The organism is Streptacidiphilus fuscans (assembly GCF_015690355.1).
Classification (GTDB): Bacteria; Actinomycetota; Actinomycetes; order Streptomycetales; family Streptomycetaceae; genus Streptacidiphilus; species Streptacidiphilus fuscans.
The window spans coordinates 36,839-56,382 of sequence record NZ_JADPRT010000002.1; the positions used below are offsets into that span (position 1 = coordinate 36,839).

The 19,544-nt window shown below is 73.0% G+C and carries 16 protein-coding genes; 3 read left to right on the forward strand and 13 right to left on the reverse strand.

All coding sequences use genetic code 11. The features are described from left to right. The first annotated feature begins 196 nt into the window (after positions 1–196). Entirely contained in the window at positions 197–376 is a 180-nt protein-coding gene (locus I2501_RS03790) for a hypothetical protein (protein WP_196192380.1), read from the forward strand. 207 nt (positions 377–583) lie between these two features. Here the strand turns inward: I2501_RS03790 and I2501_RS03795 are convergent, their stop codons facing one another. From I2501_RS03795 to I2501_RS03820, 6 genes are all read right to left on the reverse strand, one after another. Beyond that, positions 584–2,410 carry a multicopper oxidase family protein gene (locus tag I2501_RS03795; protein WP_196192381.1) on the reverse strand — a complete coding sequence of 609 codons (1,827 nt, stop codon included), beginning with the start codon at positions 2,408–2,410 and terminating at the stop codon, positions 584–586. Then, positions 2,407–3,714 (reverse strand): MFS transporter, encoded by a 1,308-nt coding sequence (locus I2501_RS03800; RefSeq protein ID WP_196192382.1) that lies wholly within the window; start codon positions 3,712–3,714, stop codon positions 2,407–2,409. Before I2501_RS03800 ends, I2501_RS03795 begins: the two co-directional genes overlap by 4 nt. Next, positions 3,711–5,153, reverse strand: a complete 1,443-nt coding sequence (locus I2501_RS03805; protein ID WP_196192383.1) for a dihydroorotase — start codon at positions 5,151–5,153, stop codon at positions 3,711–3,713. Before I2501_RS03805 ends, I2501_RS03800 begins: the two co-directional genes overlap by 4 nt. Next, a complete protein-coding gene (locus I2501_RS03810; protein ID WP_196192384.1) occupies positions 5,146–6,177 on the reverse strand; it encodes a PrpF domain-containing protein in 1,032 nt (343 codons plus the stop codon). The genes I2501_RS03805 and I2501_RS03810 overlap by 8 nt, the downstream gene beginning before the upstream one ends. After that, complete coding sequence (gene asnB / locus I2501_RS03815) at positions 6,177–8,027, reverse strand: asparagine synthase (glutamine-hydrolyzing) (RefSeq protein ID WP_196192385.1); 1,851 nt, start codon at positions 8,025–8,027, stop codon at positions 6,177–6,179. The genes I2501_RS03810 and asnB overlap by 1 nt, the downstream gene beginning before the upstream one ends. Positions 8,028–8,249: 222 nt before the next feature. Beyond that, positions 8,250–8,948, reverse strand: coding sequence for an SDR family oxidoreductase (locus tag I2501_RS03820; RefSeq protein WP_196192386.1), 699 nt, complete (start codon positions 8,946–8,948; stop codon positions 8,250–8,252). Positions 8,949–9,266: 318 nt separating this feature from the next. Between I2501_RS03820 and I2501_RS03825 the strand changes: the two genes are divergently transcribed. Then, a complete protein-coding gene (locus tag I2501_RS03825; protein ID WP_196192387.1) occupies positions 9,267–10,196 on the forward strand; it encodes an SGNH/GDSL hydrolase family protein in 930 nt (309 codons plus the stop codon). Positions 10,197–10,224: 28 nt separating this feature from the next. Here the strand turns inward: I2501_RS03825 and I2501_RS03830 are convergent, their stop codons facing one another. Continuing rightward, on the reverse strand, positions 10,225–10,848 hold the full coding sequence (locus I2501_RS03830; protein ID WP_196192388.1) for an ankyrin repeat domain-containing protein: 624 nt from the start codon (positions 10,846–10,848) through the stop codon (positions 10,225–10,227). Positions 10,849–11,051: 203 nt separating this feature from the next. Here I2501_RS03830 and I2501_RS03835 point away from each other — a divergent pair, with 203 nt between their 5' ends. Next, complete coding sequence (locus I2501_RS03835) at positions 11,052–12,935, forward strand: protein kinase domain-containing protein (RefSeq protein ID WP_196192389.1); 1,884 nt, start codon at positions 11,052–11,054, stop codon at positions 12,933–12,935. 14 nt (positions 12,936–12,949) lie between these two features. Here I2501_RS03835 and I2501_RS03840 read toward each other — a convergent pair whose 3' ends face one another. The 6 genes from I2501_RS03840 to I2501_RS03865 form a co-directional block, all read right to left on the reverse strand. Then, positions 12,950–13,762: an SAM-dependent methyltransferase gene (locus I2501_RS03840; RefSeq protein ID WP_196192390.1), complete on the reverse strand. Its 813-nt coding sequence runs from the start codon at positions 13,760–13,762 to the stop codon at positions 12,950–12,952. 43 nt (positions 13,763–13,805) lie between these two features. Then, the gene (locus tag I2501_RS03845) at positions 13,806–15,176 is read right to left on the reverse strand and encodes a glucose-6-phosphate dehydrogenase (protein ID WP_196192391.1); all 1,371 of its coding nucleotides are present in this window, start codon (positions 15,174–15,176) and stop codon (positions 13,806–13,808) included. Continuing rightward, positions 15,173–17,110, reverse strand: coding sequence for a glycoside hydrolase family 15 protein (locus I2501_RS03850; protein ID WP_196192392.1), 1,938 nt, complete (start codon positions 17,108–17,110; stop codon positions 15,173–15,175). The genes I2501_RS03845 and I2501_RS03850 overlap by 4 nt, the downstream gene beginning before the upstream one ends. 66 nt (positions 17,111–17,176) lie before the next feature. After that, complete coding sequence (locus I2501_RS03855; protein ID WP_196192393.1) at positions 17,177–18,226, reverse strand: NAD(P)-dependent alcohol dehydrogenase; 1,050 nt, start codon at positions 18,224–18,226, stop codon at positions 17,177–17,179. Positions 18,227–18,308: 82 nt separating this feature from the next. After that, complete coding sequence (locus I2501_RS03860; RefSeq protein ID WP_196192394.1) at positions 18,309–18,851, reverse strand: gluconokinase; 543 nt, start codon at positions 18,849–18,851, stop codon at positions 18,309–18,311. 58 nt (positions 18,852–18,909) lie between these two features. Then, positions 18,910–19,371, reverse strand: a complete 462-nt coding sequence (locus I2501_RS03865; protein ID WP_196192395.1) for a universal stress protein — start codon at positions 19,369–19,371, stop codon at positions 18,910–18,912. Between the last annotated feature and the right edge of the window lie 173 nt (positions 19,372–19,544).

Consider the following 19,544-nt stretch of genomic DNA (forward strand, 5'->3'; position numbering starts at 1 on the left):
ACCGGGCTGTTGTTGAACTCTCTCTTGTTGAACCTGCGACGGACCGGTGTCCGGATGCCCGTTCGGGACCGCTTTGGGACGCTGGTCCCATGCGCCCGGGACAGCCGGAGGCGGACATTCGAGGTCGGAGGCCACCCGAGCCTCCGACACCCAGGGGGACGCTCCTCCACGAGGGGCAGAAAGTCAGGAGCAACCGATGACCGTCAACCCTGCGATCGAGAGCGACGAGGCCGTCACCGACCAGCCGGGGTGCGAGCACCCGCCGTGCCCGCCGCTGCCGGTGCCGGTGCCGGACCCGGAACCGGTGGCCGAGCCCGACGGCTGTCACCACGAGCCGTGCGCGCCCGAGGCGCAACCGCCGGACACGGCGGGCTGAGCGCGCCGGAGCCGTATTCCTCACACCGCCGCGGGGGGGGGGGGCCGGGGGGGGGGGGGGGGCCCGCGGGGGGGGGGGGGGGGGGGGGGGCGGGGGGGGGGCGGTATTTTTACCCCCCCCCCGCCCCCCCCCCCCCCCCGGGCCCCCCCCCCCGCGGCACTTTCGTGCGTCGGGTTCGTGCGGCGCTCTCGTCCGTCGGGCGCGCTGCTACACCGCCCCCATGCCGCCCATCGGGCCCATGCCGCCGACGTCCATGACGGCACCGGGCATCACCGAGAACTCACGCATCATCCCGGCGTCCTCGTGTTCGAGGATGTGGCAGTGGTACATGTACCGCCCGGACGCGCCGCGGAACTGGCCCGCCACGGTGACCATCGTTCCCGGAGGCACCCGCATCACGTCCTTCCACCCGGTCAGCGACGGGTCGATCGGCAGCGACTCCAGATGCGCGACCGGCGCGCCGGGGGCCGTGCCGCCCTTCGCGGGCAGGAACGCGGCCGTGTCGTAGCCGTCGATCGACAGCGGCTGGAAGCGCGTCAGGTGGATGTGGATCGGGTGCAGGATCCCGCTCAGGTTCAGGATCCGCCACACCTCCCACCCGTCCTGCCGCGCACGCCAGTTGAGCTGGTCGTCGAAGTGACGGGCCAGGCGCTGGTAGGTGGTGGTCACCCCGTTCTGGTCGGTGACCTGGATGATGCCGTCCTTCGGCGCCGTCGTGGGCCCCTCCGAGGCCGGAACCTCGCCCAGCTCCCACAGCCCGAGCGTGCCGTCCGGGTCGGCGGCGAGCCCGAGCATCCGGTGCATGTGGTCGGGCGGGAGCCGGTCGTGGGTGAGCCGGTAGTACGACGGGGAGAGTGTCGCCGGCAGCCGGAAGGTGTCGGACAGCGGCGCGTCGGCGACGCGGAACTGCAACACGTCCGGCTCCGGCAGCCGGTCGGCAGGCAACGGGTCGCCGGGCTTGACCCCGGCGGGCAGCGGGTCGCCGCGGAAGGGCGCCTGCGCGGAGTTGACCAGCCGCAGTGACTGGCCACGGAACGCACCGAAGTCCACCAGCACGTCCGCCCGTTCGGCCGGGGCCAGGGTCAGCCCCCCGTCGCCGATCGGCAGCGGCGCGCCCAGCAGTCCGCTGTCCGTCCCGATCTGCCAGGCGGATCCGGTCACCACCGCGCCCGCCTCGTCCAGCAGGTGCAGCCGGTAGGTGCGCGAGTTGGACGCGTTGAGGACGCGGAAGCGGTACCAGCCGGGCCGCACCTCGAGGAACGGCCAGATGGTGCCGTTGACCAGGGTGTAGGGCCCGACGAAGGGCAGCGTGCCGGTGGTCTTGTGGAGCAGTCGGCCGGTGAACCGTCCGGCGGCGTCCGTCTCCAGGTTGCGGTCGCAGACGATCAGCGGGATCTCCCGGTCGCCGCCGGGGAGTTCGAGCGCGTCCTCCTCGTCGTCACGCAGCAGGTACATCCCGACCAGCCCGGCGAAGACGTTCAGCCGGGTGATGTTCATGGCGTGGTCGTGGTACCAGAGCGTCATCGCGGGCTGGTCGTCCGGGTATTCGGACAGTTGTGAGTCGCCGTGCAGGACGGCGTTCTCCATCCAGCCGTCGTTGTTGCCGCCGGTCACGGCCCCGTGCAGGTGGGTGACCTGCCAGGCGGGCAGCGAGGCCACGCCCTTGACGGGCTGGGCCTGCCCGATGCCCGGGTCGTTCATCGCCAGCGACGGGTTGCCCGGCGTGTCGGCCAGAAAGGCGGCCACGGCGGGGTAGGGCGTCGTGGTGCCGTTCTCCCACGCCACGTGGAGCCGCTGCCCTCGGTGCACGTCGAACACCGGGCCGGGGAACTCGCCGTCGTACGTCCACATGGGCGTCGGCGGCAGCTGCGAGTGCAGCCGCAGGTCGACGCCGACGGTGCGGAGGGTGAACCGCGCTTCGCGCTCCGCGCGGTCCACACGCAGCCGTCGCGGGATCCGCAGCGGATCGACGAACTTGGTGAGGACGGTGGCGGCGCGGGTCTGAGTGTCGTTCGGGGTGCCGGTCGTGGTCATGATGCCTCCTCGGAGCCGGTGGCGGGGGCGGGCCGTGGCCGCAGCGCGGCGACGACCTGGGGGATCAGGGGCAGCGCGGCGAACGCCGCCCCCAACAGGCACACGCCGGACCATCCGGCGCGCGCCCAGACGGCGGCGGACAGCGCGGAGCCGCACGCGCCGCCGACGAAGTAGCTGGTCATGTAGGCGGTGGTCACCCGGCTGTGCGCGGAGGCGGGCAGCAGGGTGTAGATCTGCTGCTGGTTGGCGGTCTGTACCCCGCGCAGCCCCAGGTCCAGCAGGACGGCCCCGACACCCAGCAGCACCAGGTTCCCCCGGCCGAGAGCGAGCGGGACGAACGCCACGACCATCAAGGCGCTGAAACCGAAGCGCGCGGGGCGCACGTGTCCGTGGTCGCACAACCTGCCTGCCGGCTGGGCGAGCAGGACACCGGCTACGCCGGTCAGGCCGAACAGACCGATGGCGGCCTCGCCGAGGTGGAACGGCGAGCCGGAGAGGAGGAACGCCGTGGGCGTCCAGAAGACGGAGAAGGCGGCGAAGATTGAGAAGCCGGAGGCACAGCGAGCAAGCAGCAGGTGTTCCCGCGCGAGGAGTTGCAGCACGCTAGGGGCGCGGGGCGCTGCCGATGTGCGGCTCCGCCGCGTGGGCGCGAGCACCCTGTGCGGATGGCCCCGCTGGTTGGGGGAAGCACCTCCTGGGGTGGCTTGTCGCGCAGTTCCCCGCGCCCCTTGATAGTGCAACCACCTGCGGGAGCGAACAGTCATTGCGCTCAGCACCACGGCGGCAGCCGAGAGCAACACCGCCGCTGCCAGGTATACCGCCCGCCAGCCCCACAGCGAAGCGACCTGCCCCGACACCACCCGCGCGAGCAGGATCCCCGCCGTCAGACCGCCCATCACCGTGCCCACGGCGCGGCCCCGCCGCTCCGCGCCCGCCGCCGACGCCGTCCGGGCGACCAGCACCTGCGCGGCGCAGCCGAAGAGGCCCAGCCCCGCCGCTGCGACGCACAGCACGGGCAGGGTCGGGGCGAAGGCAGCAAGTAGCGCAGCCGGGACTGCCAACCACAGCAAGGTCCTGGCCAAGCGGCCCCGAGCCACGCGGTCGCCCAGCGGGACGAGGAGCAGCAGGCCTGTCGCATAGCCGAGTTGACCCGCCGATACCACCGCTGCCGCGCTCGCCCGCCGGGCGTGGAACGCCGAGGCGAGTGCGGGCAGCAACGGTTGGGCGTAGTACATCCCGGCCACGCCGACGCCGCAGGCGAACGCCGACACCGCCAGCTCACCTCGCCCTGGCGACCCGCTCATCGGGGTTCCACGTCCGTAGGACGCCGCGCGTCCAGCCAGCGCCCGTCGGGTTCGCCGAACTCGGCCTGGTCGCCCTCGCAGCGGTAGACGGTCTCGCCGCAGCGGACGGTGTGCAGGACGCGGCCGGTCATCGTCCAGCCCTCGTACGCGGACCATCCGCACTTGGAGTGGATCGCGCTGGAGCCAGGGCCGGAGCCGGGCCCGGGGCCCAGCATCCACCGCTCGTCCGCGTCGAAGAGGACGAAGTCGGCGTCCAGGCCCGGCCGCAGCCCGCCCTTGCGTTCGTCGAGGCCGAACAGCTCAGCCGGGCGCTCGGCCAGCAGCCGGACGAGCAGGGAGAGTTGGGCGTCCGGCGGTTCGAAGGGAGCGCGGCGGCGCAGGCCGGTGTGGACGGCCGTCAGCATCTCCTGCACGCCCGGCAGGCCGGGCGGGGCCTGGGCGGGGGTGCGCAGCTTCTCCTCGCGGGTGTGCGGGGCGTGGTCGCTGCCGAGGGTGGCGACCTGGCCGGTGCGGACCGCGCGCCACAGCCGCTCCTGGTCCGCCTGCTGGCGCAGCGCGGGGCTGAGCCGGGCGCGTGCGCCGACCCGGCAGGTCTCGGCGGCGGTGAAGGACAGGTGATGCGGCGTCACCTCGAAGGTGACCGGAAGGCCCGCGTGCGCGGCGGCCGTGAGCAGGTCCGCCTCCTCGGCGGTCGACGCGTGCAGGACGTGCACGGTGGTGCCGTGGCGGCGAACCAGCTCCAGGACCCGTGCCACCGCGACGATCGCGCCGCTACGCGGCCGGTGCCGCTCGTACTCGGCGTAGCCCGACGGCTCGCCGCGCCACTCGTCCAGCAGCCCGAACACCCCGTCGTCCTCGGCGTGCAGCAGCAGCCGCAGGCCCGACTCGGCGGCGGTGCGGAACACCTTCTCCAACTGGGCTGGGTCCCGCACGACGTCGGGCGCGGTGTGGTGACCGGCGAGGAAGACCTTGACGCTGGTCGCCTCGCGCGGCCCGACAGCGCGCAGCGGCGAGGGGTCCTCGCCGGACACGCCGAGGTGGAAGCGGTAGTCCACCAGCGAAGTGCCGGTGAGGAGTTCGGCCTTGCGGTGGGCCTCTTCGCCGGTGCGCAGCGGCGGGACGGTGTTGGGCATGTCGATCACCGTGGTGACGCCGCCCGCGACGGCGGCGCGGCTCGCGTGCGCCCAGTCCTCCTTGTGGGTCAACCCCGGTGTGCGGAAGTGCACATGGGAGTCGATCAGGCCGGGCAGCAGGTGACGTCCGCCGCCGTCGAGCGTCCGCCGCGCGGGCGGACGCTCGTTCGGCCCCAGCAGGCAGGCGATCCGGCCGCCCGACACGGCCAGCCCGCCCGTCACCACCCCGTCCCCGCTCACCAGGCGGACGCCGGTGACCACCAGGTCGTACGGCTGCTCCTCGTGCCGCGTCGACAGCTCACTCATCGCCGACCCCCACCGCGACCGTGCCCAGCGCCCGGGTCTCCTTGCCGCCGACGCTGACCCACTCCAGCTCGTCGTCCGGTCCGTCGCCGGTGGCCGCGTAGGACGCGACGACCTGACGCGCGGGTGTGTCGATGACCAGCCGTCCGGGGGCGCTTTCGCCGTCACCGGCCGCCGTCAGCAGCCGGTTCGGGACCGTGCCGCGCAGCGCGGAGGCCGCGGCGAGGCAGACCGCGCCGGTCAGCGCCAGCTCCGGGTGCCAGCCGCCGACTGTCAGCGCCCGCACGGCGAGGTGGCCGGGTGCGACCGGCACGACCGCGGCGACCTTGGGGAACGCGCCGTCCTGCGGCCAGCCCAGCCGGGCCGCCTGCTGCCGACGCAGCCGCTCCAACGTCGCGTAGACGTCCGGCTGTTCGCCCCGGAACAGCGCCTCGCGATCCCGCACGCCCAGATGGGCGGCGTCGACGAAGAGATAGGGGTTGCCCATGGCGACCACCCGGCCGCCGTCGCGCAGCAGCGAGCCGAGCGCGGTGCCCGGCGGGGCGATGAAGTGCGCGGTGAAGACCGCGCGCCGCTCGGACGCGTGGTCCACCTGGCACACCACGTGGTCGCCGTTGTTCAGCACCCGCGCCCGGACCCGGTCTCCGGCGCTGAGCGCGGGCAGCCGGCCGGCCTGTGCGGCGGCGGTCACCGCGGCGAGCAGCGAGTGGCCGCAGTTGCCGTTCAGGTCGAAGTGGTCGGGCGCGTCCGGCATCGCCTGGACGAAGCGGTAGTCCACGTCGAAGAGCGGGTGCGCCGAGGGCCGGATCAGCGCCCACTTGAGCACCTCCGGTTCACCGTCCCGCCTCGGCAGCTGCCGCCGGATCCGGGTCAGGGAGGCCATGAGTTCGGCGTCGTCGTGCGGGAGCGCGTCGGCGTCCAGGACCAGCGTCGGGCCGGGCGCGCCCACGGCTCGGACGAGGGCGGCGAAGCCCAGGTTCGTCGTCGGGATGCTGAACGTGGGTGCGGTCATGGTCGTGGCGGTCATCACGCCACCTCCGTCAGTTCTCGTTCCTGGGACGGGCGGTGGGCGGAGGCGGTGCGGCGCACCGCGAACTCCTCGCGCCACAGCTCGAACATCAGCAGCGACCAGGTCGCCAGGGCCAGGCAGTCGGCCGGGCGGGTCTGCTGAGCCCGCAGCAGCCGGTCGACGGCCGTCGGGTCCAGCAGTCCGCCGGTGCGCAGTCGGGCGGGGGAGAGCACCTCGCGCGTGTACGCCCACAGCGGCGTCCCGGGCGCGAGCATGGCCGTGATCGGCAGCGTGAACGGCTGCTTGGGCCGCTCCAGCACGCTGCGCGGCAGCAGTCCGTCCGCGGCGGCGTAGAGCGCCACCTTGCCGCTGGGGTCTCGGCCGCTCTCGGTACGGAGCCGCTGGTCCGGCGGCAGCGCGCGGGCGAGGTCGCGCACCGACCGCTGGCAGAACGGCAGTCGGACCTCGACGGCGTGCGCCATGCTGAGGTGGTCGACCCGGCGCAGGTGGTAGGCGGGAAGCCGGACCTGGGTCTCGAAGTCGGTCAGCACGTCCAGCCGCGACCGGTGCACGGCCTCCTCCCGCAGCCGGTCGGTGATCGCGTCCGAGGCGCTGCCGTGCTCGCGGACGAACGCGGCGTACTCGGCGCTGTACAGGCGCGGCCGGTACTCGGCCGGGATCGCCGCGAGCGCGTCGACGTAGCCGGGCAGCCAGGTGCCGCGCGTGGTGACGGCGGAGTGGATGCGGCCGTACCCGGCGAAGATCTCGTCGGCGGCGTCGCCGGTCAGCGCGACCCGGAACCCGGCCCGGTGCACGGCCTCGAACAGGCCGTAGGTGCTCAGGGTGATCGGGTCCGCGTTCGGCTGGCCCAGGTGCCAGGCCACGGCGGGCAGCAGCTCGGGGAAGCGGGCGGCGTCCAGCTCGACCTGGTGGTGCACGGTACCGGCGCGGTCTGCGACCTCGCGGGCGAAGTGCCGTTCGTCGTGCGGCCATTCACCCCGGTAGGCGATGTTGAACGAGTGCACGGAGCCGCTGCGCGAGTCCGCCGCGTCGGCGGCCATCATGGCGGTGACCAGGCTGGAGTCCAGCCCGCCACTGGTGATCGCGCAGACGTTCACGTCCGCGACCGAGAGCCGGCCCACCTCGCGGGCCAGCGTCGCGCGCACCTGCTCGCCCGCCTCACGACCACCGACGGCCGTGCGCTCGGTCTCGGCGCGGCGGTGCAGCCGCAGTCCGCGCGAGCGCGAGCAGACGGCGGTGGTCCCGGGCGGCAGCACCTGCACCCCGTCGACGAGGGTGTGCTCGCCGAACGGCGTCTTGGTCGCCAGGTAGCTCTCCAGCCCCGGCTCCCACAGGCCGGGACGCTCCCGTCCCAGCGCGAGCAGCGCGGGCAGCTCGGAGGCGAAGTGGAGCCGGTGGCCGTCCCACCGGTAGTAGATCGGCTTCATCCCGGCGTCGTCGGTCGCCAGCACGAGCGTCGGCTCGGCGCGCAGGTCGACGAGCGCGAGGGCGAACATGCCGTCCAGACGCTCGACGAAGGCCGTCCCGTGCTCCTGGAAGAGGCCGGGCAGCACCGCGCCGTCGCAGCGGTCGGCGAAGCGGTGGCCGCGTGCCCGCAGGCGGGCGCGCAGTTCGTCGTGGTTGTAGATCTCGCCGTTGAAGACGGCCTTGATCCGGCCGTCCGCGCCGTCGTAGGGCTGCTGCCCGCCCGCCGGATCGGTGATCGCCAGCCGGTTGCTGCCCAGCGCCCATCCGGCGCCGTACGCCAGCCGGGCCTCGTCAGGGCCGCCGTGCCGTTGCAGTGCGCTTGCCGCGCGCATGTCGTGCGGCGAGAGGTCGGCGTCGAAGTGGCCGTGGATCCTGCACATGATGGCCGTGCCTTCCACTGGGGGTGCTCGGGGTTTTCCCGATGCCCCCAACCTCTCCGGCCCACTGTCCCGCCCGCCTGAGCCCACGGTCCCGACTGCGCCCGACCGCACCCGACGTCGCCCGGCCCTGCCGGGCCGCGTCCGGCGGTGGGCCGGGAGACGACTGTGGACGGCCCCGCCGCCGGGGCCGTCCACAGGGTGTCGCCGCTGGCTGACGCCGGGTCAGTTCACCTGGCCGACGGGCCGCAGCTGCAGGTGGTTGACGGCCATGCCCTCGGGCTGGTTCAGGGCGAACACGATGCAGTCCGCGACCTGGGCGGCGGTCATGGACGGGGCGTCGGGGTTGAGGCCGCGGACCTCCCAGAACGGGGTGTCGACCACGCTGGGGGCGATCAGGGTGACCCCGATGCCGTCCGGGGCGGCCATCTGCCGGGTGTTCTCCGCCAGGGCGTGCACGGCCCACTTGGTGACCGAGTACAGGTTGCCCGGCGTGTTCCGCACCCCGGCGACGGAGCCGAGGAGCACCAGACGCCCCTTGGACTCCTTCAGCCGTGGCAGCACGGCCTGGACGACGAGCGCAGGCCCCAGCACGTTGGTGAGGACCATCGCCCGCATGTCCTCCGGAGCGTGGTCGGCGAGCGTCCCTGGCAGGGAGAACCCGGCGTTGACGACGACGTTGTCGAGTCGGCCCCAGGCGGCGACTGTCAGGTCGACGGCCTGCCGCACGTGCTCCGGGTCGCTGGTGTCCCCCGGGACGGTCAGCAGGTGGTCGCCGTCGGCGCCCGTGCTCTCGGCGAACTCGGCGAGGCGGTCGGCCCGGCGCGCGGTGACGGTCACGCGGTGCCCCTGCTTGAGCAGCAGCCGCGCGGTCTCGGCTCCGATGCCGGTCGATCCGCCGGTGATCAGCGTGACAGGTGCCATGGTGGGTCTCCAGAACGTCAGGAAGTCGGGTCGGCGCGCGAGTTCGACGAGGGACGGCGAACCGGCCGTGCCCGGGTGCCGTCGCGGAGGAGCCGCCGTCGACCCGCGCACGCCAGGTGACCCTAAACGATCAGCGGCAGGCCGTGCGGATCTTTATGCATGTCGTCGCGGGGGACGAGGCTCACGACCCGCACCGCAGCCGCGACCCGTTCGGGTGGAGTGTGCGCCCGTCGTCGGGGTAACCGCGTGGCGTCGCTCACGGGCGGATGCTGACGCAGCGTAACCTGCGGCGGGTACCCCTTCACCGAAGGAGATGCGATGAGCGCCACAGTCCGTGCGGTGAGCAGGGGTCTTCGACGGTCGGGGACGGCGGCCCTGGGCGCGCTGCTCGCCGCGGCAGCGATCTCGGCCGCTCCGGCCGTCGCGGACACCGCGTCGCCCGCGGGGGCCGCGGGGCCCGAGTACGTCGCCCTGGGCGACTCCTTCGCGGCCGGGCCGACGCTGCTGCCGCAGGACAGCTACCACACCGACCCCTGCCTGCAGTCGGGCGTGGACTACGCCCACCTGGTGGCACGGGAGTTGGGCATCACCGCCTTCCGCGACGTCAGCTGCAGCGGCGCGACCAGCGCGAACATCCTGACGACCCCGCAGCCTGCGGACCTGCCCGGCGGGTCGAGCGTCCCGACGCAGATCGACGCGGTGTCGCGGTCCACGGCGCTGGTCACCATCTCGGTCGGCGCCAACGACATTGACCTGGCGCAGTTCGCCACGCGCTGCGTCAACCTGCTGCCGCCGCCGCTGGGCACCTCGTGCGCGGCGACCGAGACCGCGGGCGGCGTCGACAAGGGTGCGGAGCTGGTGGACGCGGAGGCCCCGCGGCTGGCTGCCGTCCTCGACGCGGTGCATCTGCGCGCGCCGCAGGCCAGGATTCTGATCACGAGTTACGCCGACTACTTCGGCACGGAGGGGTGCTTCCCGCGTCAGCCGTTCTGGCCGCAGGACGCCGCGTACCTCCAGGGGCTGGTGGACCGGCTCGGCCAGGTGACCGAGGCCGTCGCCGCGCACCACCACGCCGAGTACGTCGACTTCATCGGTCCCGGCGCCGGGCACGACGGCTGCCAGGCCACCGGGAACTGGGTCAACCTGCTCGTGCCCGGCCACACCGGCGGCGCGATGCCGCTGCACCCGACCGCGCTGGGTGAGCAGAACTTCGCCAGGATCATCGTCGAGCACCTCACCGGGAGCTGACGGTCAGTCACGATCCATCGGGCGGCCGTCAGCGGGAGGCTTCCGCCGCGCGCAGGGTGTCGGCCATGGCCAGGAAGCCGCGGCGCTCCGCGTGGACGCGGGCGGTCAGGCCGTCGTGGTCGCGGATGGCGGGGTCGGCACCGGCCGCGAGCAGGATCTCGACGACCTGCTGGTGGACGGGTCCGCCGTCGCCCAGGATCACCGCCTCCAGCAGGGCCGTCCAGCCCAGGCGGTTGACGTGGTCCACGTCGGTCGCGGTCTCGGCGAGCACCGCGCGCACGTAGGCGACGTGGCCGCGCTCGCTGGCCGGGATGACCGAGATGCCGCCGAAGCGATTGGTCAGCGTCAGGTCCGGTCCGGCGGGCAGCAGCGTGCGCATCATCTCCACACTGCCGGTGACCCCGGTGACCAGCCAGGCCGAGTCGTCGCGGTCGTCCTGCGCGTTGACGTCCGCCCCGGCCGCGACGAGCACCTCGGCCACGGCGACGTGATCCGCGAGCGCGGCGAGCAGCAGGGGCGTCCGGCGTGAGTCGTCCCGGACCTCCGTGTCGGCTCCCGCGTCCAACGCCGCGCGCACGGCTTCGACGTCGCCGCGCGCCGCGGCGTCCAGCAGGGACGCGGAGGCGGAGGTGGGGGTGGGCTTGTCGGTCATGACCGACCTCCGTACGTGGTGAGATGACGGTTCGCTCGATTCCATGATCCCCCGCCGCCCTCGGCAGGACGTCGACGCCTGGGCCGACGGCGTGCCACCGCACCGGCCGACGAGAGCGTCGAGCGTGCGGAGAGCCGTCCCGTACTGGTGAGTTACTGACCGCGACATGACGACCCCGGTCGGAATTGGCTAGCCTGCTCCGCATGACGACGCACGGGGGAGACAGTGCCGACGGCTTGGACCTGCCTGGATTGGGGGCCGCGCCGTTGGCGGACACAGACCCCCGGCGGATCGGCCCCTTCACGCTGACGGGCCGGCTCGGCTCCGGCGGGATGGGGCGGGTCTTCCTCGGAGTCGCCGACGGGCGCTTCGCCGCGGTCAAGCAGGTCCACCCGCACCTGACCGAGGACAAGGAGTTCGTCCAGCGCTTCGGCCACGAGCTGGACAACCTCGCCCGGCTGCCCGCCGGGGTCAGCGCCGACCTGCTGGCCAGCGACCGTGAGGCGCAACCGCCCTGGCTGGCGGCCGGGTACGTCCCCGGCATCACCCTGGATGAGGCGCTGGAGCTGAACGGCGGACCGCTGCCCGTGCCGGACGTCTGGCTGCTGCTGCGGGAGGCCGCCGCAGGGCTGGCCGCCGTGCACGAGATCGGCATCGTGCACCGGGATCTGAAGCCGTCGAATGTGATGCTGCGTCAGGACGGCGTCACGCTCATCGACTTCGGCGTGGCCCGCGCTCTGGAGCAGAGCAGGCTGACCCAGTCGGGCATGGTGATCGGCACCCCGTCGTACATGTCGCCCGAACAGGCTTCCAGCGACCACGAGGTGACCGAGGCGACGGACGTGTTCGCGCTCGGCTGCCTGCTGGGGTACGCGGCGACCGGGACGCCGCCGTACGGCGAGGGCAGTGGCGTGCAGATGCTGTACCGCATCGTCCACGAGCAGCCCGACCTCGAACCCCTGCACGCGGTCGACGAGGAGCTCGCCGCCCTGGTCGCGCAGTGCCTGGCGCACGCTCCGCAGGACCGGCCCACCAGTGCCGAGTTGGTGGCGCGGGCCACACGGCACGTGGGACTGGGTGCGATGCCGTGGCCGTCCGGGGTCCGCGAGCGTCTGGCGGTGCGCGTCCAGGCCGTGCAGCGCGTTCCTGACGTGGCGACGATGGTGATGACGCTCGTGCCGGACGAAACGGGCGCCCAGCCCCCGGCGGTCGAACCGGTCGTGGCCGGAGGCGGTGAACCGGAGAAGCCCAGGCGGCGGCGGATCCGGGGCCTGCTGATCCCGGTGCTGGTGGCGGCCAGTGCGGGCACGGTTGCGCTCGTTCCGTACCTGATGAACCAGCACGGGGGCGGTACACCGTCTGCCTCCGGCAGTGGGACGACGAGCGCGGTCGCCACGGTCGGCACGCCGTCGAGTTCCACCTCGGCCTCTGCCTCCGCGTCGCACAGTGCTTCCGCGTCGGCGTCTCCGTCCGCGGCCAAGCCGGGCGCGTCCTCCTCGGCCCACGCCGACGGCGGTGCCACGGGCGGGCCTTCGGGTGCCACCGGCTCCGGAAACGGTGACACGGGGACGTCGGCCGGTGTCAACGGCGGCACGCACGGGACAAACGGCTCGACCACGGCCGGCACCCCGGGCGCCACCTCCGTCGGCACGACGTCCGGATCCACGGGAACGCCGCGCGGCTCCGGCGGGGGCGTCACCGCGAGCGGGACACACCGCCTCCGGTCCGCCCAGGACGGAACCTGCCTGGCTCAGAGCCCGAACCACAGCACCTCCGCCTACCTCGCCCCCTGCGCTTCGGGGGACCCCTTCGAGTGGACCTACACGGCAGTATCCGGCGGCTCGTTCGAGCTGCTGAACCCGGGCACGGGCGAGTGTCTGGCCGGGAGTGGGGGCAACTTCACCTACATGGTCACCTGCGGCAGCACCGACGCCGACGTGTGGTCGTTCGGCACGTCGACGTCCTCCGGCGCGACGCTGGAGAACCCCGCCGCCGGGCAGTGCCTGCTCAACGACACCGTTGTGGGCGGTTACGCGACGCTCTCAGGCTGCACCGGATCTGCCGACGAGGTGTGGTCCAACTACTGACTATTGACGGACCGTCAGGGCCGATTCTTGCGGGCCACCGCCGCCAGGCCGTGCTGCCGGACGGCGGGGTGGACGGAGCCGCCCGGCTCGGGGCGCCAGTCGGGAGCGGGGACGAGGCCGGGGGCCGCAGGATCCCAGCCGTCCAGGAAGGCCGCGATCTCGGTGCGGGTGCGGAAGTGGATCCGGGCGACATCGTTCGAGTAGACCTGCGCGGCCCGGAACGTGCCGGGCGCCTGCTCGGCGTTCTCGGCGTGGGTGAGCGCGAGGAAGCTTCCCGGCGCGAGGGCGTCACGGTAGCGCGCGACCACGTCGGCGGGCTGGTCCTCGTCGGGGACGAAGTGCAGCACCGCGACCATCAGGACCGCGATCGGCTCGCCGAAGTCGAACAGCTGCGTCGCCTGCAGTGAGCCCAGCACACCGGTGGTGTCGCGCACGTCGGCGGTGAGGACGGCGCAGGAGTGTTCCGGCGCGATCGCGCTGTTGTGGGCGGTCACGACCGGATCGTTGTCGACGTACAGGACCCGGGCGTCCACCCCCGCCTCCCGGACGACCTCGTGGACGGAGCCCGCGGTGGCCAGTCCCGAGCCGAGGTCGAGGAACTGACGGATCCCGGCCTCGACCAGGAAGCGCACCGCGCGGACGGCGAAGGCCCGGTTGGCACGCAGGACGGCCGGCAGGTCCGGCATGGCCTCCGTGATCCGGCCCGCGACGAGTCGGTCCGCCTCGGAGTTGAGGCTTCCGCCGAGGAGGTAGTCGTACACGCGGGCGATGCTCGGCCTGGTGAGGTCGAGGGCGGGGTCGAGGTCGACGGCGGACTCGTCGTCCATGGGTGCTGTCCTCCACAGGGATTGACGGGGTGTCAGAGGAAGCCTAAGGCCCGTCGGATCCGGCCGGGTACTCCTGGAGCGGGACCAGGTCCTGCGACCAGGCGGTCAGGACCGGGGTGAGGATCCGCCACGACTCCTCGGCCTCGTCACCGCGGATGGACAGGGCGGGGTTGCCGGTCAGGACGTCGAGCAGCAGGCGGCCGTAGGCGGGGAGCAACGGCGGCTCCATCCGGGCGGTGAGGATCAGCGGGGCCAGGGTGCGGGCGCGGGTGCCCGTGCCGGTCAGGTGGAGGGTCAGCTCCTCGGGGTCGAGGCCGAAGCGCAGCAGGTTGGGCTGTGCCTGCTCGTCCTCGGCGAGCGGCAGGTGCGGGACGGGCCGGAAGTGGACGGCGACCTCCTTGCGGTCGTTGCCGAGCGCCTTGCCGCTGCGGAGCCTGAAGACCGTGCCGGACCAGCGCCAGCTGTCCAGCTCCAGTTCGACCTCGGCGAAGGTCTCGGTCCGCCGGGCGGGGTCCACGCCGTCCTCGGCGGTGTAGCTGGGGATGTCCCGGCCCTCGATCCGCCCGGCCGTGTAGTGCGCACGGCGGGTCCGGTGCAGCACGTCGTCCTCGGTGAGCGGCCGGACCGAGCGCAGCACGTCGACCTTGCGGTTGCGCAGGTCGCGCTCGTCTAGGCTGACCGGGGGCTCCATGGCGACCAGGCACAGGAGTTGCAGCAGGTGGTTCTGCAGCATGTCCTTGAGCGCGCCGACGCCGTCGTAGTAGCCCGCGCGGCCCTCCAGGGCGAGGGTCTCGTCCCAGACGATCTCGATCTCGGCGATCTGGGTGCTGTTCCAGATCGGCTCCAGGACGCGGTTGGCGAGCCTGCTGCCGAGCAGGTTCTGCACCGTGCTCATGGCGAGGAAGTGGTCGACCCGGAACACCGCCTCCTCCGGGACGAGTTCGGACAGCAGCCGGTTCAACTCCAGCGCGCCGTCCAGGTCTTCGCCGAAGGGCTTCTCCAGCACGATGCGGCTGCCCGGCGGCAGGCCCGCACGGTGCAGCGAGGTGACGGCCGCCGGGAAGAGCATCGGCGGCAGAGCGAGGTAGACCGCGACGGGCTGTTGCTCATCGACTGGGCTCTCCCCGGCGATCGCTGACGCCACGTCAGCGGGGTCGGTGACATCGGCGCGCCGGTACTCGGCCCGGTCGACGACGGCCTTCCGCGCCTCGGCGGGCACATCGAAGGCGTGGCGGTCGAGCTGGTCGGCGGCCCAGCCGCGGAACCAGGCGGTGTCCGCCTCGCCCCGGTCGGCGCCGACGAGCCGGAACCGGTCGCCGAGGTGCCCGGCCGCCTGGAGCGCGGCGAGACCCGGCAGCAGGTAGCGGGCGCTGAGGTCCGCGGTGGCGCCGAAGACGACGAGTCGGTCGATCATGCCGTCCTCCCCGCGGTCGAGCCCGCCGAGTCCGCCGAGTCTGCTGCGGCAGCCGCGCGGGTCAGGTTCACCCCGCTGGCGATGACGCCGATATGGCTGAACGCCTGAGGGAAGTTGCCCATGAACACTCCCGTGAGAGGGTCGATCTGCTCCGGCAGCAGGCCCAGCGGGCTGGCCCGGTCGCACAGCGACGCGTACAACTGCCCGGCCTCGTCGAGGCGGCCCTGCCCGATCAGGTTGTCGACGAGCCAGAAGCTGCACAGCACGAACGCTCCCTCGTCGCCGGGCAGGCCGTCGGGGGACTGGTCGTGCAGGTAGCGGTAGAGCAGGCCGTCGCCTGCGGAGAGACGGTCGGCAATGGCAGCGGTCGTCGCCACCATGCGCGGGTGGTCGGCCGCGACGACGTGGCGCAGCGGCAGCGCCAGCAGGCTGGCGTCCAGCGCGCCGCCGCCGTCGAGGTGCTCGCTGAGGGTCTGCGCCTTCTCGTCCCAGGACTCCGTGAGGATCCGCTGGCGCAGCCGCTCGGCCGCGTCCCGCCAGCCCGCGACCCGCTCGCGCAGGCCGTCCCGATCGGGCAGGGGGAGCTGTTCGGTCGAGGCCAGTAGTCCGGCCGAGGCCGGCAGTCCGGCCGACGTCAGACGCTCGCCGATGTGCGCGGCCCGGTCCAGGGCCACCTGGCACATCGCGGCCGAGTACGTGAAGACGCGGCCCTCGCTGCGCACCTCCCAGATGCCCTGGTCGGGTTCGAGCCAGGCCGTCTGCGCGGTGTCCGCGAGCCGGGCCAGGCCCGCCCAGAGCGCGGGTTCCAGCTCTCCGCCCGCCCGGAGCCACTGGTCGGCGCAGTCCAACACCTCGCCGTAGACGTCGTGTTGGCGCTGGTCGGCCGCGCCGTTGCCCCAACGTACCGGGGCCGAGCGCCGGTAGCCTTCCAACTCGGCGTCCTCGACCTCGTCGGGCACGGGGCGGCCGTCCAGGTCGTACATGATCCGCGGTGTGCCACTGTGCTCGAACGCGTCGAGGACCCAGCCCAGAAAGGCGTCCGCCTCCCCGCCGAAACCGATCCGGCGCAGGGCGAAGACCGCGTAGGCGGCGTCGCGGATCCAGGTGTAGCGGTAGTCCCAGTTGCGCACGCCGCCGATCGGCGCGGGCAGCGACGAGGTCGGGGCGGCGACCAGCGAGCCGTTGGCCCAGTCGTCGCACAGCTTCAACGTGATTGCGGACCGCCGCACGAGCTGCTCCTGCGGCCCCTGGTAGCCGCAGCCCGCCAGCCACCGGCGCCAGGCGAACGCGGTTTGGTGCAGCGTGGCCTCCGCATCCAGCCGGTGGTGGCGGTGGATACGGCCCCACGCCAGCGCGAGGTCGAGCCGGTCGCCCTGGACGAGGTCGTGGGTGCTGTGGAGGGAGTCCAGGGGACGCGTGCAGCGCAGGTGCAGTTGCAGGTCCGGCCGTCGGGGGCACTCGACGGCCAGCCCGCTGAACCGCGCCCGGGCGGTGGCACCGCCGCGCGGCTCCAGGTCCACCCGGAGGCGGACCTCGCCCTCCAGCACCACCACCGAGCGAACCAGCTCGCCCCGGCTCTGCGGCGCGTCGTCGGCCAGGTCGGCGCCGGAGCGCAGGGCCAGCGCGTCGGTGACCCGGACGACGCCGGTGGTGCTGCGCATCTCGGTGACCAGCACCGCGGTGTCGGGCTCGTAGCGCTGCCGGGCCTCGACCAGGCCCTCCGGCGCCACGGTGAAGTGGCCGCCGCGCGCGTGGTCGAGCAGGCCGCAGAAGAGCGGGTCGGAGCCGAAGCGCGGCAGACACATCCAGGGGATGGAGCCGTCGAGCCCGACCAGCGCCGTCGTCGTGCCGTCGCCGATCAACCCGAGGTCCTCCAGCGGCAGGTACCCATCGTGCCTCCGCACCTGCCGGAACGGTGGATCGAGATCAAGCATGGCTGTCCTCCGGTCACCCTGGGGGCCTTGAGTTCGGACAACGACGGTCGGAAGCAGAAGCAGCGGTCAGAAGACGATCAGCGGTTTGACGACGTCCTCGAGCTTCTTGTCCATCACCTCGAAGGCCCGCTCGATCTCGTCGAAGGGGAACTCGTGACTCGTCATGTGCGTGGGGTCGATGCGCCTGGCCTCCAGCAGCCGCAGCAGCCGCTCCATGCGCACCCGCCCGCCGGGGCAGAGCCCGGTAGCGATGGTCTTGTCGGCCATCCCGACGCCCCACTCGACGCGCGGGATCCGCACGAACTCGCCCTCGCCGAAGTAGCCGGTGATCGAGATCGTGCCGCCGGGCTTGGTGATCTTGACGCAGGTCTGGAACGTCGCGTCGGCGCCCAGCGCCTCGATCGCGGTGTCGACGCCCGCGCCGTCGGTCAGCTCCAGGATCCGCTCGACCACGTCCTCCTTGGTGAAGTCGACGATCTCGTCCGCGCCGTACCGCTGCGCCAGCTTCTGCCTGCTGGGCACCGACTCGACGCCGATGACCATGCCCGCGCCGCGCAGCCGCGCCCCGGCCGTGCCCATCAGTCCTACGGGGCCCTGGGCGAGCACCGCGACCGTCCCGCCGATCGGGATGTTGCCGTGCTCGGCGCCCATGAACCCGGTCGACAGCATGTCGGCGCAGTAGACGGCCGCGTCGTCGGAGACGTCGTCCGGGATCTTCGCCATGTTGGCGTCGGCCTCGTTGACATGGAAGTACTCCGCGAAGACGCCGTCCTTGACGTTGGCGAACTTCCAGCCGCCCAGCGGGCCGCCGGACTGCGAGGGGTGGCCGTTCTGCGAGGCCGGATCGCCCCAGTCCGGGGTGATCGCGCCGACCAGCACCCGGTCACCCGGGCGGAAGTGTCTGACCTCGCTGCCGACCTCGTGGACGACGCCCACCGCCTCGTGCCCGAGGGTCAGGTCCTCCCGGGGCCCGATCCCGCCCGACACGGTGTGCGAGTCGGAGGTGCAGATCAGCGCCCGGGTCGTACGCACCACGGCGTCGCCCGGTCCGGGCCGGGGCACGGGCTTGTCCATGACGCCCACGCGGCCGATCTCCTTCATCACGAACGCCTTCATCGCGTGCCAGACCTTTCGTTCTCCGTGCGCCGGTTGCTGGTCATGCGTCGTCGTACATGGGCAATCCTTCAAGCGCTTTCGTTCATGGGCTCTCGCGATCCCCGACGGGTGGCCGGGCCAGCAGACGGGCGGCGGTGCGGGCGGTCTGCTCCGGTGGCGACGAGGTGTCGAGCGTGATGCCGTGCTCGTCCGGCCCGAGCGGTTCGAGTGCGGCGAGCTGCGAGTCGAGCAGCGACGCCGGCATGAAGTGCTCGTGGCGGTGTCCGAGCCGGTCGGCCAGCAGCTCGGGGCTCGCGGTCAGGTGCAGGAAGACGACCCCGGGACAGGCGGCGCGCAGAATGTCCCGGTGGCTGCGCTTGAGGGCCGAGCAGGCGATGACGCTCCCGTCGTCCGCACGCTCGTGCAGCCAGGCGCCGATCGCCTCCAGCCACGGGCGACGGTCGGCGTCGTCGAGCGGGATCCCCGCCGACATCTTGGCGATGTTGGCGGCCGGGTGCAGGTTGTCCGCGTCGCCGAGCTCCACGCCCAGCCGCTCCGCGAGCAGCCGGGCGACGGTGGACTTGCCCACCCCGGAGACGCCCATCACCACGACGGACGGCGGGCGCGGTGAACCGGCGGCGACCATCAGGGCTCAACCATCGGGGATCTCGGTCATCGCAGCCTCAACCATCCGGCGTCGCGGATCAGGAGCTCTTCGGCGGCCGGACCACCACGACGGGGCAGGTGGCCTGCTGGGTGACGTGCTGGCTGACCGAACCCAGCACGGCGCGGGCGAACCCACCGTGCCCGCGGTTGCCGACGACCAGCAGGTCCGCGCCCTCGGCGATGTCCAACAGCGCCGCGGCGGCATTGCCCTGCACCACGACGGGGCGGATCTTGACCGCGGCGAACGCGGGGTCGGACGCGACGACCTCCTCCAGCGTCTCGTTGAGGATCTTGGAGGCGGTATCCCGCCAGTCGAACACGTCGCCCGCCGACGGGGTCCAGCCGGCCCAAAGCGCCGGGTACTCCCACGAGATCACCGCATCGACCACGGCGCCGGTCAGCTGCGCCTGCCGCACGGCCCAGCGAACGGCCTCCTTCGCGGGGTCGGACCCGTCGGTCCCGACCACGATCCGCGGGACGGATTCCGTCTCGTCGCTCATCGCACTCCACCTCACACGTGCAGCGACCACCGCAGGAGGCTTCCCGCCGCCCTGTCCGCAGTCGTCTCGGTGACCTGGATCGGCTCCGCCCTTCCAGCTTCGGCCTCGGACGCCACGCCCGCATCCGGGCCATGGTGAGGGACGCCGCCCGGAGATGGGCGAGCGACCCCGGC

What these genes read in the sequence shown, in the direction of transcription:
- I2501_RS03830 (WP_196192388.1), bottom strand. Translation starts at nt 10,848, where the DNA reads ATGACCGACAAGCCCACCCCCACCTCCGCCTCCGCGTCCCTGCTGGAC.
- I2501_RS03845 (WP_196192391.1), bottom strand. Translation starts at nt 15,176, where the DNA reads ATGATCGACCGACTCGTCGTCTTCGGCGCCACCGCGGACCTCAGCGCC.
- I2501_RS03835 (WP_196192389.1), top strand. Translation starts at nt 11,052, where the DNA reads ATGACGACGCACGGGGGAGACAGTGCCGACGGCTTGGACCTGCCTGGA.
- I2501_RS03820 (WP_196192386.1), bottom strand. Translation starts at nt 8,948, where the DNA reads ATGGCACCTGTCACGCTGATCACCGGCGGATCGACCGGCATCGGAGCC.
- asnB (WP_196192385.1), bottom strand. Translation starts at nt 8,027, where the DNA reads ATGTGCAGGATCCACGGCCACTTCGACGCCGACCTCTCGCCGCACGAC.
- I2501_RS03810 (WP_196192384.1), bottom strand. Translation starts at nt 6,177, where the DNA reads ATGACCGCCACGACCATGACCGCACCCACGTTCAGCATCCCGACGACG.
- I2501_RS03850 (WP_196192392.1), bottom strand. Translation starts at nt 17,110, where the DNA reads ATGCTTGATCTCGATCCACCGTTCCGGCAGGTGCGGAGGCACGATGGG.
- I2501_RS03800 (WP_196192382.1), bottom strand. Translation starts at nt 3,714, where the DNA reads ATGAGCGGGTCGCCAGGGCGAGGTGAGCTGGCGGTGTCGGCGTTCGCC.
- I2501_RS03840 (WP_196192390.1), bottom strand. Translation starts at nt 13,762, where the DNA reads ATGGACGACGAGTCCGCCGTCGACCTCGACCCCGCCCTCGACCTCACC.
- I2501_RS03865 (WP_196192395.1), bottom strand. Translation starts at nt 19,371, where the DNA reads ATGAGCGACGAGACGGAATCCGTCCCGCGGATCGTGGTCGGGACCGAC.
- I2501_RS03825 (WP_196192387.1), top strand. Translation starts at nt 9,267, where the DNA reads ATGAGCGCCACAGTCCGTGCGGTGAGCAGGGGTCTTCGACGGTCGGGG.
- I2501_RS03790 (WP_196192380.1), top strand. Translation starts at nt 197, where the DNA reads ATGACCGTCAACCCTGCGATCGAGAGCGACGAGGCCGTCACCGACCAG.
- I2501_RS03855 (WP_196192393.1), bottom strand. Translation starts at nt 18,226, where the DNA reads ATGAAGGCGTTCGTGATGAAGGAGATCGGCCGCGTGGGCGTCATGGAC.
- I2501_RS03805 (WP_196192383.1), bottom strand. Translation starts at nt 5,153, where the DNA reads ATGAGTGAGCTGTCGACGCGGCACGAGGAGCAGCCGTACGACCTGGTG.
- I2501_RS03860 (WP_196192394.1), bottom strand. Translation starts at nt 18,851, where the DNA reads ATGGTCGCCGCCGGTTCACCGCGCCCGCCGTCCGTCGTGGTGATGGGC.
- I2501_RS03795 (WP_196192381.1), bottom strand. Translation starts at nt 2,410, where the DNA reads ATGACCACGACCGGCACCCCGAACGACACTCAGACCCGCGCCGCCACC.